14 protein-coding genes and 1 other RNA gene are annotated in these 14,267 nt (G+C 31.8%); 8 read left to right on the top strand and 7 right to left on the bottom strand.

The features are described from left to right. Nucleotides 1-180: 180 nt before the first annotated feature. Nucleotides 181-1,104, top strand: coding sequence for a restriction endonuclease subunit S (locus MR07_RS04165; RefSeq protein ID WP_024071323.1), 924 nt, complete (start codon nucleotides 181-183; stop codon nucleotides 1,102-1,104). A 1,074-nt stretch (nucleotides 1,105-2,178) separates the two neighbouring features. Here MR07_RS04165 and MR07_RS02490 read toward each other — a convergent pair. Then, nucleotides 2,179-5,358 (bottom strand): type I restriction endonuclease subunit R, encoded by a 3,180-nt coding sequence (locus MR07_RS02490; RefSeq protein WP_024071320.1) that lies wholly within the window; start codon nucleotides 5,356-5,358, stop codon nucleotides 2,179-2,181. Nucleotides 5,359-5,542: 184 nt separating this feature from the next. Here MR07_RS02490 and MR07_RS04410 point away from each other — a divergent pair, with 184 nt between their 5' ends. Together MR07_RS04410 and MR07_RS04280 are read left to right on the top strand one after the other, a co-directional pair. Further along, nucleotides 5,543-5,707: a hypothetical protein gene (locus MR07_RS04410; RefSeq protein WP_158432925.1), complete on the top strand. Its 165-nt coding sequence runs from the start codon at nucleotides 5,543-5,545 to the stop codon at nucleotides 5,705-5,707. Nucleotides 5,708-5,873: 166 nt separating this feature from the next. Next, nucleotides 5,874-6,062: a hypothetical protein gene (locus MR07_RS04280; protein ID WP_144079561.1), complete on the top strand. Its 189-nt coding sequence runs from the start codon at nucleotides 5,874-5,876 to the stop codon at nucleotides 6,060-6,062. Nucleotides 6,063-6,195: 133 nt separating this feature from the next. Here MR07_RS04280 and rsmH read toward each other — a convergent pair whose 3' ends face one another. Genes rsmH through rpsI form a run of 5 tightly spaced genes read right to left on the bottom strand, consistent with a single transcriptional unit; the run spans nucleotide 6,196 to nucleotide 9,284 of the window. Further along, nucleotides 6,196-7,125 carry a 16S rRNA (cytosine(1402)-N(4))-methyltransferase RsmH gene (gene rsmH, locus MR07_RS02480; protein ID WP_024071317.1) on the bottom strand — a complete coding sequence of 310 codons (930 nt, stop codon included), beginning with the start codon at nucleotides 7,123-7,125 and terminating at the stop codon, nucleotides 6,196-6,198. Between the two features lie 58 nt (nucleotides 7,126-7,183). Continuing rightward, on the bottom strand, nucleotides 7,184-7,669 hold the full coding sequence (locus tag MR07_RS02475; RefSeq protein WP_024071316.1) for a division/cell wall cluster transcriptional repressor MraZ: 486 nt from the start codon (nucleotides 7,667-7,669) through the stop codon (nucleotides 7,184-7,186). Then, the gene (gene rplU, locus MR07_RS02470; protein WP_043901193.1) at nucleotides 7,669-7,992 is read right to left on the bottom strand and encodes a 50S ribosomal protein L21; all 324 of its coding nucleotides are present in this window, start codon (nucleotides 7,990-7,992) and stop codon (nucleotides 7,669-7,671) included. The genes MR07_RS02475 and rplU overlap by 1 nt, the downstream gene beginning before the upstream one ends. 9 nt (nucleotides 7,993-8,001) lie before the next feature. Continuing rightward, nucleotides 8,002-8,832 (bottom strand): aldo/keto reductase, encoded by an 831-nt coding sequence (locus MR07_RS02465; RefSeq protein ID WP_024071314.1) that lies wholly within the window; start codon nucleotides 8,830-8,832, stop codon nucleotides 8,002-8,004. Continuing rightward, nucleotides 8,832-9,284, bottom strand: a complete 453-nt coding sequence (rpsI, locus tag MR07_RS02460) for a 30S ribosomal protein S9 (RefSeq protein WP_024071313.1) — start codon at nucleotides 9,282-9,284, stop codon at nucleotides 8,832-8,834. The genes MR07_RS02465 and rpsI overlap by 1 nt, the downstream gene beginning before the upstream one ends. 258 nt (nucleotides 9,285-9,542) lie before the next feature. On the opposite strand from rpsI, the gene lon reads away from it, so the two are divergent. The 4 genes from lon (at nucleotide 9,543) to MR07_RS02445 (ending at nucleotide 13,244) form a co-directional block, all read left to right on the top strand. Further along, nucleotides 9,543-11,942 carry an endopeptidase La gene (gene lon / locus MR07_RS02455; protein WP_024071312.1) on the top strand — a complete coding sequence of 800 codons (2,400 nt, stop codon included), beginning with the start codon at nucleotides 9,543-9,545 and terminating at the stop codon, nucleotides 11,940-11,942. Nucleotides 11,943-11,983: 41 nt separating this feature from the next. After that, entirely contained in the window at nucleotides 11,984-12,610 is a 627-nt protein-coding gene (locus MR07_RS02450) for a hypothetical protein (protein WP_024071311.1), read from the top strand. A gap of 94 nt (nucleotides 12,611-12,704) precedes the next feature. Beyond that, entirely contained in the window at nucleotides 12,705-12,848 is a 144-nt protein-coding gene (locus tag MR07_RS04405) for a hypothetical protein (protein ID WP_024071310.1), read from the top strand. Between the two features lie 204 nt (nucleotides 12,849-13,052). Then, nucleotides 13,053-13,244, top strand: coding sequence for an FHA domain-containing protein (locus tag MR07_RS02445; RefSeq protein ID WP_024071309.1), 192 nt, complete (start codon nucleotides 13,053-13,055; stop codon nucleotides 13,242-13,244). 46 nt (nucleotides 13,245-13,290) lie between these two features. Here the strand turns inward: MR07_RS02445 and rnpB are convergent. Next, nucleotides 13,291-13,676, bottom strand: an RNA gene (gene rnpB, locus MR07_RS04160) — RNase P RNA component class B. Between the two features lie 92 nt (nucleotides 13,677-13,768). Between rnpB and rplJ the strand changes: the two genes are divergently transcribed. Then, the gene (gene rplJ / locus MR07_RS02440) at nucleotides 13,769-14,254 is read left to right on the top strand and encodes a 50S ribosomal protein L10 (protein WP_024071308.1); all 486 of its coding nucleotides are present in this window, start codon (nucleotides 13,769-13,771) and stop codon (nucleotides 14,252-14,254) included. The last annotated feature ends 13 nt before the right edge of the window (nucleotides 14,255-14,267 follow it).

The following is a 14,267-nucleotide window of genomic DNA, read 5'->3' as shown; positions in this document are numbered from 1 at the left end:
TCTTGTTGTGTCGGAAACTAATTAATGCCCTTAGACCATTAGTTTTTCCATATTTTGTAAAAAGCCATTAATTGTTGCTTATTTTTAAAAAAGTAATTATTAATAATTTTTTAAAGGAAGGTATAAGTATTCAAGGGCAGGATTTTCATTATTTTGGTCAAAAATAGCTTTTTAAAGAGGATGAATAAATTAGGAGGTTATATTGAAAGAGTTAAAGGGGTAGCGATTTATAACAAAAACATACCAATTAAGGGATTAAGTATTGAAAAATGTTTTGTGGAAAGTCGCATTGTAAATTTATCCAACATTAAGAATAAATTACAAATTGTCAAAAGAGATCAGTTTTGTTACAAACCATCTACAGCAAGGAATGGAGATAAACTCTCCATCGCTCTCAACAGTCAACTAGATGCTATTCAAATTTCTAATACTTATGTAGTTTTCTACATAAAACAACCAGATAAATTAATAAATCATTATCTGGAATTGTGAATTAAAAGAATTGCATTCGATAAGCTTGCTAGATATCTCTCTACGGGGGGGGTAAGAGAAGAATTGACCTATGAAAGATTTTGTTCTATACCGATTGTAGTTCCTGCATTAGAAGAACAAAAAAAGATAGTCTACAAATATCAAACAATCGAGAAGTTAATACAAAACAAAAGAAAAATTAACGAATTACTTGAAGGGTGGATGAAATCTTATTACCATATTTTGTTCGACAATTTAGAAGAATTCACCAGTGAAATTCTAGGTAATTTGTTTCAAGTTTTGAAAGGCTCTCAGCCCCCTAAATCCAATTTTTATTTAGAAAAACTCTACTTTTGTAAGCAAGGGGGAATACCTTTTTTAAGAACAAAAGACATTTTTGAATGCAAGTTTTTAAATTCAACTTCTGAACAATTGACTGAAGCCGGATTTAAAAGATGCAAAGCTAAATTAATTCCCGAAAATGGATTGATATTTGTTGGAACGGCTGGTCGTCAAGGTGGGCGTTTATTAATCAATCAACTCAAGACATTAATTATTTCTCCCAATTTGTGGGTCATTGAGTGGGGGGGGCAAAAACAATTTGCCTATTTCTTATATTTACTTTTTGATTAGGGAAAATGTCACAAAATTAAAGAGATTATTGAACAATTCGACTGATATAGTTTCCTTTAATCTTTTAAAATTCCAAAGCTTTAAAGTCAAACTTCCGCCCCAGCACCTAATCGACAAATTCAACCAAATTTGTAGTCCAATTTTTGAACTACAAAAAAATAATGAACAAATAATTTCTAAGTGTTTGAGATTACAAAAATGCCGAATAGAGGACTTAGAATAGATTTACTTTTAGAGTTTTTAATTTTCAAATAAATCTTTTATTTTTTGCATAAAAAATAATGAATGATATATAATCAATTTTGGCGCCCAGAATGGCGCCGCCTTTATATTTTTTGCCAGTGTTGAGTTCGCTGGAATTCCTTAAATTTAACTAAAGAATAGGTTTTTTAAAAGTTATTAGTATTTTTATTTATTGTTCTGTCTTTAAGACTTGAAAGATTAATTGCTTACTAGACAAAAACAAATAGTTTAGTAGAAAATAAGTTTTAAAAGAATTCCTATAAAAAGTGTGTGCACGAAGAACATTAACTTATAGGCCCGAAAGAAGAAGAAGGACCAATCAGTCCTTTTAAGACTAACTTTCCCCTTTCTCCTAGTTACTCACAGCTAAAAAAATAACCAGATAAAAGTGGCTTTAAAGCCACTTTTTGACCTTAAATGCCCACTAAAAATTTCGAAGTTTATAACGATGTGATTTCACCCTTCCATGAGTTGACAACGTAATCTATCTTCCCCAGACATAGGAGTTATTACTTTACAAACATCCTGTGTATAAACATTATGAAAATATCTTCAACTACTAGGCCCTTCTTCCAAAGAAATCTTTGCCTTATTTGTATCTCCTAAAAGATCTAATTCAAGATATGCATTATTCTTTAATAGTCGAATCTGGGCTTGCCATCAATTTAAAGGGAGCAAAAGCTCCAGCCCCTTTGGCAATTACTCCAACTAAAACTTTTAATCAGAGAAACATGGTTTGTTGGATTTTAGACTACTAGGCACTAACCTACTTGAGAGTTAAAAATTAACTTCTTTCTGATAACTTAAGTTATATTTTTCGAGAAGTATAAATTACAAACTTGATTCAGTCATTCTTCTAAAACAATCCACTAGTTCTTCAACAATCACAACATCTGTGTTATCAAATGTTTCATTTGAAATATAAAAGTTGTATTTATCTATTAGGTTATATATATCCATTTTTAACTGAGATAATAAAGTGAATCTTTTGATTGGATCTCCTCATCCCTTTCTTTCATTTCAAAGTTCATTTAGATCTCTTGTGAAATCTAACAATTGTTTCTCTTCTAGTCCAAAACCAAAATTTTCATTAAATTCTTTCAGTTGATCAAAGAAGACTTGCTCTTCCTGAGTTCATCCTTTAATTTCATGCTCTTTCATTTTTCTGTAACCCTCATCAACTAACTCATCTCTTTTTTCATCAAGAGCTTTAAGTCTTTCTTCTAAATTAAATTCCTGCATAGCTTTTTTTCTTTCTTCCTCATCTTCAATAGCTTCTAACCTACCTTGAGCCTCATACAGAGATTCATATTCATCTTGCAATTTAGCCAATCTTTCTAAAAAGTTTCTCCCAAAACTTTTATGTATTTTCGCAAGAGCTTCTCCTAATTTTTTAGCTTTTCTTTGTTTGTCATCTCTGGTAACTTCTTTATTTTTATATTCTTGCTCGGAGGGGAAAGAAACATTTAAATAACCAAAAGAATGCTGGGACATTTCCCCAGAAAAAAATATGTTTTGCATATGTTCTGATATTTCTTGTTTAGTTTTTTCTGACATAGGAGTCCAGCTTTTTTTAATATGTCTTGATCAGTATTTGTAAATTAGCTTATAGAAAGCCCTTTCTTGACCTAATTCCTTACTTAATTCAACACTAGATCAACTGTCATATCAGTGAATGAATTCGAAATATAATTCACTAAATTTGTCTTGAAACTGTTTACCTTTTTCCCTTATGTAACTAACTACCATACCTGATTGATCATTTTCGTTGTGGATGCTTAAAAATGTTTTTCTATCAAAATCGTGAAACAGTTTATTCAACAACTCCAATTTATCTTTAGTTGCAGAGATGACTTCCTCCAAGGTACATCCACCTCTTTGACTACCCCCTACTTTGTTAATAGCATCTTTTCAGTATTTTTCAATAGGCCAATAAGAAACAACTAAACCATAGTTTTTTCTTAGATATTTCCTATTAACTCTGGATACAGCCTGAATAAGCGTTTTATCTTGAAATATTCTGTCTAGGTACATAGTGTCTAAACAAGGAGCATCAAATCCAGTTAATCACTTATCACTAACAATTGCTATCTTGAAATCAGAATCTTCCTTTTTGAACTCTCTAGCTAATTTTTTTTGGTACTCATCATTACCTATTAATTGGTACATTTCTTCCCCATCACTTTTGGCTCTTGTCATAACCAATTGAACCTTTGACATTCCCGCTTCATTTTCTTTAATTGTTCATTCTGGCCTTATTTCCCTGATCCTTCTTCAAACTTTATATCCAATATCTCTACCAACAGTAACTATCATTGCTTTTCCGCAAACAGTTTCACCAGAGTTAACTCTGGCTTCATAATGTTCAACAATATCATCAGTTATTTTTTCTATTCTGCTTTGAACATTACAAATAGCCTTTAGTTTTGTTCTTATTCTTTGATCCTCTTCAATGCATTCCTCACTAGTTCCCGTTTCCCTCGCTTCTCTGTATTTTTCTATAATTTTTAGCGCGATCTCATCTTGAAGCTTTAATCATCCTTTTTTAACTTCCAATTTAAGTTTCACAGTGAATCCATCACTGATGGATTCGTCCATCGTATATCGGTCAACTATTTCTCCGAATACATCCATAGTTTGATCTATGGGTGTAGCGGTGAAACCTACATAAGTTGCATTAGGTAAAGACTCGTGAAGTCTTTTAGCAAATGGACAAGTTTCTCCTCCCCCTTCTTTCAGCTCAACATCAAAATTATGGTTTGATCTATGAGCTTCATCGGAAATGCAAATAATATTGTTTCTTTCAGAAAGTATCTCACAACTTTCTTCAAATTTCTGTAGATTAGTTAAGAATACTCCCCCCTGTACTAATTTCTTTAAAGATGAAGTCAATTTTTGTCTAGAAGAAATATCTTCAATATTCTTGTCTCCAAGATAATTAGTAGAACTTTGAAATAATTTACATAATTGCTCACTAATCTCTACTCTGTCAGAGATTATGAGAATTGAAGGTGTGTTTAGAGACTCCGAATTAAGGAGTAGCCTAGAAAGGAATAACATAGTGTAGCTTTTACCACACCCTGTAGTTCCAAAATATATTCCTCCCTTTCCAGATCCTTTAGGTTTCAAGTTTTTCAAAATACTTGCAAACATCTTTGTAGCTCCAAAGAATTGAGGGTATCTACCAATAATCTTTTCTTTGGGATCGCTGTCTTTGAATCAAATAAAGTTCTCAATGTACTTAATAATTCTTTCTTTCGCAAAAAGTCCTTGTATTAAGACATCTAGTCTATCTTTTCCCTCCGAACTAACCTCATCTGAGATCTTTTTTCATTCCATGAAGTTTTCAAGAGATTCTCAGTTAACTCCATATTTGACATGATGAATTCCATCACATAGCACTGAGAAGGCATTGTATTTGAAAAGATCTGGTATTTCTTTTTGATAAAGCTGGAGCTGTTGATGGGCTGTAACTAATCCAACATGCCCATCACTAGGAGATTTAAGTTCTCAGACAACTAATGGAATCCCATTAATATAGACTACTAAGTCTACTCTTCTAGGGTTTTTTCCTTCAACTGCAAATTGATTAACAATTCTGAAAATATTATTTTCTGGATTTTGAAAATCTATTAATGAAATGGGGAGTTTCTCTCCATCTCTTTCCCTAGTGTAGATTATTTCATCACTTAATTTTTTAAAGAAGTCTCTATTGAATTCATAGAAGTTTTTATCGTCTCTATGCAGATCATCAGCAATGTGTCTGATATCTGAATAGATTTCAAAGTATGTATCTAACTTTGGATATCTAGGTTTTAAAAAGTTAGTGAGATCTTCTATTAGTAAAACTTCATAATAATTCTCTCTCTTGATATCACTACCTTTAGAGTGAAAGTATCCTTGAGACTCAAATAAAGATATTATGTAGCTTTCTAATTCTTCTTCAGTTACTGGCTTAGATTTATTAATTTCTATCTCTTCAGATAGTTCTATTAGATCTTGGTAATCCATTAACTAAATGCTGAGAGACAAACCATTACTTTAGAAAAATACTCCAAGGTTCAAATGATTTCAAATATTTAATTCATTTGTTTCAGGTAAATCAAATATTTGAAATTAAATGTTTCTCATATATAATCTAAGTAAGTTTAATTAGTTACCTTTTTAGACTATGATGTTACCTTTGAAATATTTCATGCCTATGATAGGTATATTTTTTGGCGGATTTACAGCGGCTAACCAATGGTCAGCTCGTGAAGGCGGTAGTCGAACTTTGGATAAGTCTTTTGTTGCAGATAGTAGTACTATCCGTCCTATTACTGAATTACCATTTCCAGGATACAAAGGCTCAGGTAAGTAAAAGTAGATTAAAACCTTAGATAAGTTTTATAAGTTAATTAAAGTAGTTAATTGGTTTTGATATATAAAATAAAATCGGTAAATTTAACTTGCTTAATTAACTTATTCACAAAAAAATTAATTTAAATATAAAATCTTTTAGGGTTTAAAAATTATTTCTTTAGTCTATGATGCTGTCTGTTAAATATTTCTTGCCTATGATAGTTGCTGGGGGAGGTGGATTAATGGTAGCTTCCAATTTACGTAATGATTCTTTTAAGCCAGAAATTAATTTGTCTAATTTGGAAGTTGTTAATGGGGAGTCAGGTCAAACATTGAGTAGTAGTGGATGATGATTAGTGAAGAGAAAAGGTTAGTTATTTTTAAGAATTTTTATAAGTAGGGAAGTATAGTATTAAATAAAAGACACATAGATTCATAAGTTTCAATTTTTTAACTAAATAAAAAACTAAGTTTTAAATATTTACCATAAATAAGTAACAAAACAAATTAATCTCTTAGTTTTGTAAAAACTCATAATTTAGAACTTCTCGAGGCTCAATTTAACTCTATTTCTTCTCTATTAGGAAGAATAGGAGAATCAGGGCTAATCTGAAAAAGAGGAGGTATAGTCTCCATAATATCAGGAATCTTTATGGGTCGGGAATATTGTCTCCTTCAATCTTCTATCAATTCATCTTCTAAAGATTGAAAGGTAATAATTAACAACTTTCCCCCAACTTCTAGAATGTCTTTGACTTTTTCCAATGAATGTTTTAAATTGTCTAATTCATTATTTGCTTCTATTCTTAGGGCTTGGAATAATAGCTTAATTTGATTTTTGTTGTATCTAGTTCTTTGAAAAATCCTATATTTTTCAATTATTGACTTTAATTGCTCAGTGTTGTTAATAGGTGCTTTTTTCCTTTCTCTAATTATGGCTAGAGCCAAATCTTTAGATTCCTTTATATTTCCATAATTTTTAAAGATTCAACTGAGCTTATGTTCAGTGTATTCATTGAGAATCTCATAAACACTTGTTCCATCCAATCCATATCTCAGTTCTAGAGCAGAAGAGTTGGAATTGTAACTAAAAGACCTGCTTGGATCTTTTAGTTGTGCAGTAGAAAAACCTAGATCAAACAGGATTCCAGAGGCTTTTGGCAGTTTATTTTTAATTCAATAATTATGCAATGAACTGTAATTTATATTTTCAAAATGAAATCTCGAGTCTTTCCGGGATAATTCCAGACCAACAGATGAGCAATCAGGATCAATGTCAATTCCCAGAAGAGAAGCTTCTGATTCAAGTAACTCTAAAAGAGCTTGCGAGTGCCCCCCTTGGCCAAAAGTACAGTCGATATAGAATCCTTTTTTAGAAGTTATTCAATGTTCACAAACTTGGTCTTTAAGTACTGGATAGTGAACACAATCTTCCAATTTTCTAATTTAATCTGGTCCAATCCTACTCCCGTTGGAGTAGGAAATAATGACTAAATTAAAGTTCTTCGTGTTTCATATCTTTTGGCATTTGTTTTGATCTCCAACTTTCAAATAAACTTTTAGATCAAATTTCCACGTAATCGCCAGCTCCTACAAAATAAAGAGCGCCATCTTGATGTGCCAAACTGGACAATAAATCATGTGGTAGAGTTACTCTAGCCTTTGGATCAACATATAGAGTTGTAGCGCTACCAATAAACATTCTTCTAACAATATTCTTTTCTTGTTCGCTTGAACAAGCATCCATTCTTGAATAAGCGAATCATTGGAAAAATCCTGGAGTTCAAACAGTTAAACAACCAACTTCATTTTTAGTGATAATCAACTTGTCTTTGAAAATATGTCTCCAAGTGAGAGGGATAAAAACTCTATTTTTTCCATCTACTCTTTCTATATAAGTCCCTGAAAAGAAATATCTGTAAACAGTACTTTTAACTGGGAATGCTGTTTCGTCTTTTTTTGTTTTATTAAATACTGACACTATGAAAGTTTCTTAACTTCAGTAACTTCTAATAAAGTATGTTTTGCCCTAAAGCCCATTCTCTTTCTGTGTCTTTTTTGAGAAATTAAGTGTAAGATATGTAACTTTTTATGCTTCAATTGCTTAATTACCTTACACTTAACTTCTAAATTAGGGATATAAGGCCTACCTACTTCTTCTTTGTATAGCAATACATTGGAAAATTTAAGTTCATCTCCCAAATTAACATTATTCAAAAAATCAGATATTATTCTATCCCCAACATTACAAAGATATTGCTTGTTTCTAATTTCAAAACATAATTCCATTTTCTTATTACTCATTAATTGTTTTTATTCTGGATAATCAATTTGCAAAGTCTCAAAAGATTGATTATCGTATTCATTTAATTTCTTTAAAGTTTCTAAATCCTGTTCATCTAATTTAACCCCCTTAGCTTTAATTAATTCTCCTATTTCTTCTTCAGAGCTAGGAACAACAATAGGAACAATTTCAAGATTTACTAAATAAGCCGCCAATAAAGTCTTAAGGGATACATTGTATTTTTTGGCCATATCCAGTAAAACAGGATTTTGCTCATTTTTGGCATAGTTACCAAAAACAGTATGACCTTGTATCTCTATGTTATTTTGCTTACAATATGAGATTCTGTCTCATCTCATATTATTGACAGAACATTCATATTGCACAACATCTGGCATCACTCCAGTTAATTTATGAAATCAATTAATTAAGTCCTTATCGAAATTACATAAACCTATTCTTTTAGTTAAGGAATTATTTTTACAAGATATTAATTGTTTGTAAGCAGATAAGTTCAATTCCATATTGCTAGAAGGTCTATGCAAGAAATATGTATGTATTACAGTATCCGCACCTATCTTGCTTAGGGAAAACTTAAGAGATTTGACAATTCCGCCAGAAAATTGAGAAGGTCAAACTTTGGATTGAAAATATGGAGTAAATTCAAAATTTTGTTCCGATCTTTTTAGACTCCTAAGTGCTAATCCAATAATAGCTTCATTTCCATATTTTCAGCTACAATCCACGAAATCATAATTATTTGAATTAGCCGATTTTAAATAAGGAGAAAGAATTTCAATAATTCTTAAAGACTCAGTTCCAAAACCAATTTTTGGAACATATGTTGATTCCTTGGACACTATCTCTTGGTAAATTGAGGAGATCTTCTGGCTTTGTATTTTCCAATTTTCTTTCTTTCTTTAACTCTATGATCTTGAGTTAATAATTTTGCTTTTTTTAGAGGAACTCTTATCTCAGGATAGTATTCCAGAAGAGCCCTAGCAATAGCTAACATAATTGCTTGAGCTTGCGCACTAACCCCACCCCCTTTAGTATATGCCTTTACAGAATATCTTTCTCCCAAGACTCTTGCGGGGAGAAAGGAAAAAGGACTTAAGAGAACAGGCATAAGGTATTCATCTTTAAAGTATTCCAAGGGACTAACTACCTTATACTCTCCATCCTTTTTAACATAAATAAGTAACTCATGTTTTGACTTTTCATCAGAAACTTCTGTTTTTGGAAGTTGGGTTAGAATAATATTCACCCTGCTCTTTTTTCTTTTTGAAAAAGCTCTAATTTCAGTAGACACCTATTTAACTTATTGCCAAAATTCTAAAAGACAAATTAATTAATTCAAAACTTTTATAAATTGAATACACCCAGTCCCTTAATTGCAAGAACTAATATATAAGGGAGAAATAACAATTAATTTAAATTTTATTTCCTAGAATCTTTAGTCTGAGGAATTACTCAGTAAGTCTTCTAAATTTAATTTAGCAATCAAAGACTTAATCTGCTAAAATGAACTTTGAAATATTTTCCATCCACTAATTCAATTGGGTTAGCCATGGCTGAAAAATTGAATCTACCAGCATTGCATAGCTCTTTACCTTTATTAGTTGCTAGAAATATGGTTGTGTTCCCGCACTCCAAAAACATTATTGAAGTTGGTAGAGATTGTTCTCTAGCTTCCATTAAGTGTTCTCTCGCATCATTTGATGGAGAGATAATAATTATTGCTCAAAAAGATTATGACGTAGACTTCCCCTTGCCAGTAGATCTGTATAAGATCGGAACACTTTCAAAAGTAAGTGTTCTTAAACAGCATAAAGATGGATCATTAACAGTTAAGGTTGAGGGTCTACAGAGAGTAAAGATAGAAAACCCAAAGATAATGAAATATGCTGGCTTGGAGAATGTGGGTTCTATGTGATTCTCTAATTTTGAATTGTTAAAAGAAAAGAATGCCTCTTTTCTGAAAAACAAATCTGATCTAGAACAATTGTTTAAGTATTTCGAAGAGCTCTTCGAAATGAAGGGAGAAAGATACGAAAAAATCAAAAAAATGTTTAACCAAGAAAGTCAAAACCCAACTAAAGATTCTTGTTCAGAATTACTAGATCAGTTGTGTAACATCTGACCGCAGAGCGACAGAGATGGAGTTGATATGAAGCAAAAATGGTTGGAAGAGTTAAACGTATCAAAAAGAATTACTCTTATGTTGGATTACGAATATTTAACTGAGGCAGAAAAAGATGAGATCAATAGTTCCATTGCAAAGAAGGTAAATAAGAATATCTCTAAACAACAAAGAGAGTTTTATCTTAGAGAAAGAATGAAAGTAATTAAAGAAGAGTTAGGGGAAGGAGCTTCTAAAGATGTAGAATTACAAAAATTTAAAGATTGGTTAAAAAAGGAAAAAGCTCCTGAATATATTAGAGACAGAGTTAGAGAAGAATTAAAGAAATTAGAGTATTCAAGTTACATGTCCAATAGTGAAGGCTTGATTACTCACAACTATCTAAACTGACTAATTTCTTTACCTTGGGGTAAAAGTTCCAAAGATCAACAGGCCATTGCCAAAGTGAAAAAGGAATTGGATGCAAATCACTTTGGATTGGATAAAGCTAAGGAAAGAATTTTGGAATTTGTTGCTGTACAAAAGAAGACAAAGAATTTGCAGGGAACAATTATTTGTCTTTCTGGCCCTCCAGGAGTTGGAAAAACTTCTTTAGCGCAGTCAATTGCTAAAGGACTTAAAAGAGAGTGTGTAAAGATATCTTTGGGTGGCTTAAATGACGAGGCTGAAATAAGAGGACACAGAAAAACTTATGTAGGATCTATGCCGGGAAGAATTATCAAGGGACTGAAGCAAGCTAAGGTTAATAATCCAGTTATGATACTAGACGAGATAGACAAGATGGTTAGCAACAGTCACGGAGACCCATTATCAGCTTTATTGGAGGTTTTAGATCCTAAACAAAACCACCAATTTATAGATAACTACATAGAGGAAGAGGTTGACTTGTCAAAAGTTATGTTTATAGCTACAGCTAACTATGAAGACAATATTCCCGAAGCCCTTCTGGATAGATTGGAAATAATTAGGTTAACTTCATACACAGAAAAGGAAAAATTAGCTATTGCTAAAAATAGCTTAGTTTCTGAAGTTCTACAAGAACATGGTTTAAAAAGTGATGAGCTAATCTTTTCTGATGAAGCCATCACATATATTATTCAAAGGTACACTAGGGAAGCTGGTGTTAGAAGTTTAAGACAGTCTCTTTCACAAATAGCTAGAAAATTCATCCAAAGACAAGAACTAGATAAAGAATTGAAATCTTTAACAGTTAATGTAGAGATTGTTAAAGAATATCTTTCAAAAGAAAAGTTTGAACATACAGTTAAAGATGAACTTTCAATTCCAGGTGTTGTTAATGGAATGGCATATACAGAGTATGGAGGAGATCTTCTTCCAGTAGAAATAAATTACTACTCAGGAAAAGGTAATTTAATTCTTACTGGAAATCTCAGAGACACTATGAAGGAATCTGCAAATGTTGCGCTTTCCTACATAAAAGCCAATGAAAGTGAATTTAAGTTAAGCGATACTAAATGATCAGATATAGATATCAACCTGCACGTTCCTACTGGGGGAGTTCCAAAAGACGGACCTTCAGCTGGAATTACTATAACTACAGCTATATTGTCAGCTTTTAGAAAAGTTCCTATTCCTAGCAACATTGCTATGACTGGAGAGATGACTCTTAGAGGTAAAGTGTTACCTATTGGGGGATTGAAAGAAAAAGTTATTTCTGCTGTGAGGGGAGGAGTGGATACTATTTTCTATCCCAAGGAAAGTGAAAGATATCTAGAAGATATCCCTTCAGAAATATTAAATAAGATTCAATTAAAACCTATAAAACACTATTCAGAGCTTTATAATGAATTGTTTTCTAACAAATAGTTAAGTCACTTTAAATTTCTTGTTTAAAATAACTTAATCTTATGTCTCTAATTTCTAGATTAGGTTATGTTGCGATTTTAGGCGCTGGTAGTGGAGGATCTGTTTATTTAACACTTCATGATAAGTTATCTGAACCTCATGAAAATCAATGAGTTAATTTTTCGCACCCAGTTTTAAGTTGCAAGAGCTCGAGAAATACTTATGATCTTTTCATAGGTTTCAGGGATAAGGAAGATTCTACTGAGAAAGAACTTTATTTAAAAGGGGTTTATCATTATAGCGAAAAAGAGATTGATTTGGAAGAAAGCATTGTTACTGGTGATAATAAATCTGAAAAAGTATGAAGATTAACAATCTTTCCTTCTGGAACAGCTAGGTTAGGAAGTTTAGATGGCCGAAAAGATGGTAGTTATGGTGATGATGGTGACTTTACATGTACAGGAAATGTATTCAAAGTCGTTAATTGGAATATGTTGCCAAATACCGAAAATAAGTTTTGAGAAAAAGAGGCCTCTTCGATTAAATTTAAACTGGAAGATTGTGTGGAAAAGGGCGGAAGAAAGGAATGTTCAATTAAAGTCTCTGATTCTGTTGGCTTAAAATGGACAGATACTTTTAATCCAAAGGCAATTTTTAGAATACCTTCTACCGACAGCAAACCAAAATAAATTTAGTTAAGTCTGAATAAAATTTAGGTGGTTAGTCACAATTATTATGTTTAGAAACACAAATACCAGTTCAGAAAAAATTAGTTTATAAGGAATGTCTTTTTTGACAAAAATCTTACAAGGATTTGCAGGTGCAGGAGTTATTGCAACAATTCCCTTCACTTTAGCTAGCGACCCTAAAGAGCAAGAGATTAATATATTTCTTTCTGGTGGGGGCGAAGGCGCATTAAAGATATAGAAGTTACTAGAGGAAAAGGGAGAAACAGGTTATCAGGGTTGTGTTTCTTTAGAGGGAAGATCTAGTACTGTTTTATTTGTTTGCGCTAAAAAAGATGCTTTAAATAAGCCAATTTTCTATTACTACGATTGGAGGAGTAGTGATCCAAAAGAAAAACTAAATAGAATCAAGAGCTTAACTCGAAAATATTCTTTAATTTCAACAATGAAGTTTGACAATAATAAAACCAAAGATTTATGAAATTCACCTGTATGACTTCATAAATGAGGCAAAGCAGAATTTATTTCTGAAGAGCACTGCGAAATTACTAAAAAAGATCAAGATACAAATTACAAATTAATTTGCAAAGTGCCAAATAATGGAACACCAGATAAACAATGATCTCAGAATATTTAAAGAATTTTTTTCCAGTAAATAGTTAGGGCACTTTAGAGTTAAGTAAAACAATAAGCCATGTTCTGTTTTTATCTGTAAATCAGATAAAAGTAGGTAATTAATCTAATCAAATTCGATCCCTAAGCTTCGTTCATTTCCTCAGCTTAAGTTCCCTCACCAATATTTAGGTTTCTTACTTGCGGGGTTTGCCTCGTTTCACTCTCTATATTTCTATAAAGCTCGTCTCTGTGGCACTTTACAGAGAATTACTCATGTAAGCCTTTGGCTTATTTAGAAAGGTTCTCCGCCATCAACTAGTAGAACTAGCCGTTGAGTTTTATTTCTTATATACTCACACAATCACTATAGTCATCTCAGACTATGTAAGCATGGACTTTCCTCTCACTCAACTAAACTACAATAAGATAGTTAGCCGAGAAGCTACCTACCATTCCACTCAATTATCTAAAGAGGGTTAAAATCTAACCCTCAGCACCCTATTTATATATGTTAAAGTAAGTTTTAAGGGAGTTTTTAAGGCTTTTATGAGAGTAAGAAAGTATCACTCAATAAAGTCAAATCAAGTAGAACAGCTTTCTCAAAAATTAAAGTCTGCGTATTCTTTTGCAAGCCTTAATTACAGTGAATTAGGAGCAAAGTCTTCTAGATGACTAAGAATGGAAGTAAAGAAATTTGATGGAGAAATTAAGTTTATTTCCAATAACGTACTAAGGAGAGCATTTAAAAATGTTTTTGACACCCCTGTTAATATAAGTGGTCAAAATTTGATTTTGATCGTTAATTCAGAGAAGATTGCTCCTCTGAAATTATTTGGAGATTTGGTCAACAAATATAAGTTGCTTAAACTGGGAGTTGTTTGTTGCGGTAATCAATTATTAAATGAAGAACAAAAAGGATATCTTGCTTCTTGAACAGAGAAGGAAGATGCCTATGCAAAGCTAGTATATTTGCTAATGACTCCTATAATTTCCCTAATATTTTTGCTGAAAAGTATTTCAGAAAAACAATAAACTTAATTTCTAG

The organism is Mycoplasma ovis str. Michigan (assembly GCF_000508245.1).
Taxonomy (GTDB): domain Bacteria; phylum Bacillota_I; class Bacilli_A; order Mycoplasmatales; family Mycoplasmoidaceae; genus Eperythrozoon_A; species Eperythrozoon_A ovis.
The sequence above is the reverse complement of the archived record's forward strand: the minus strand, read 5'-3'. Positions and strand labels throughout refer to the sequence as shown.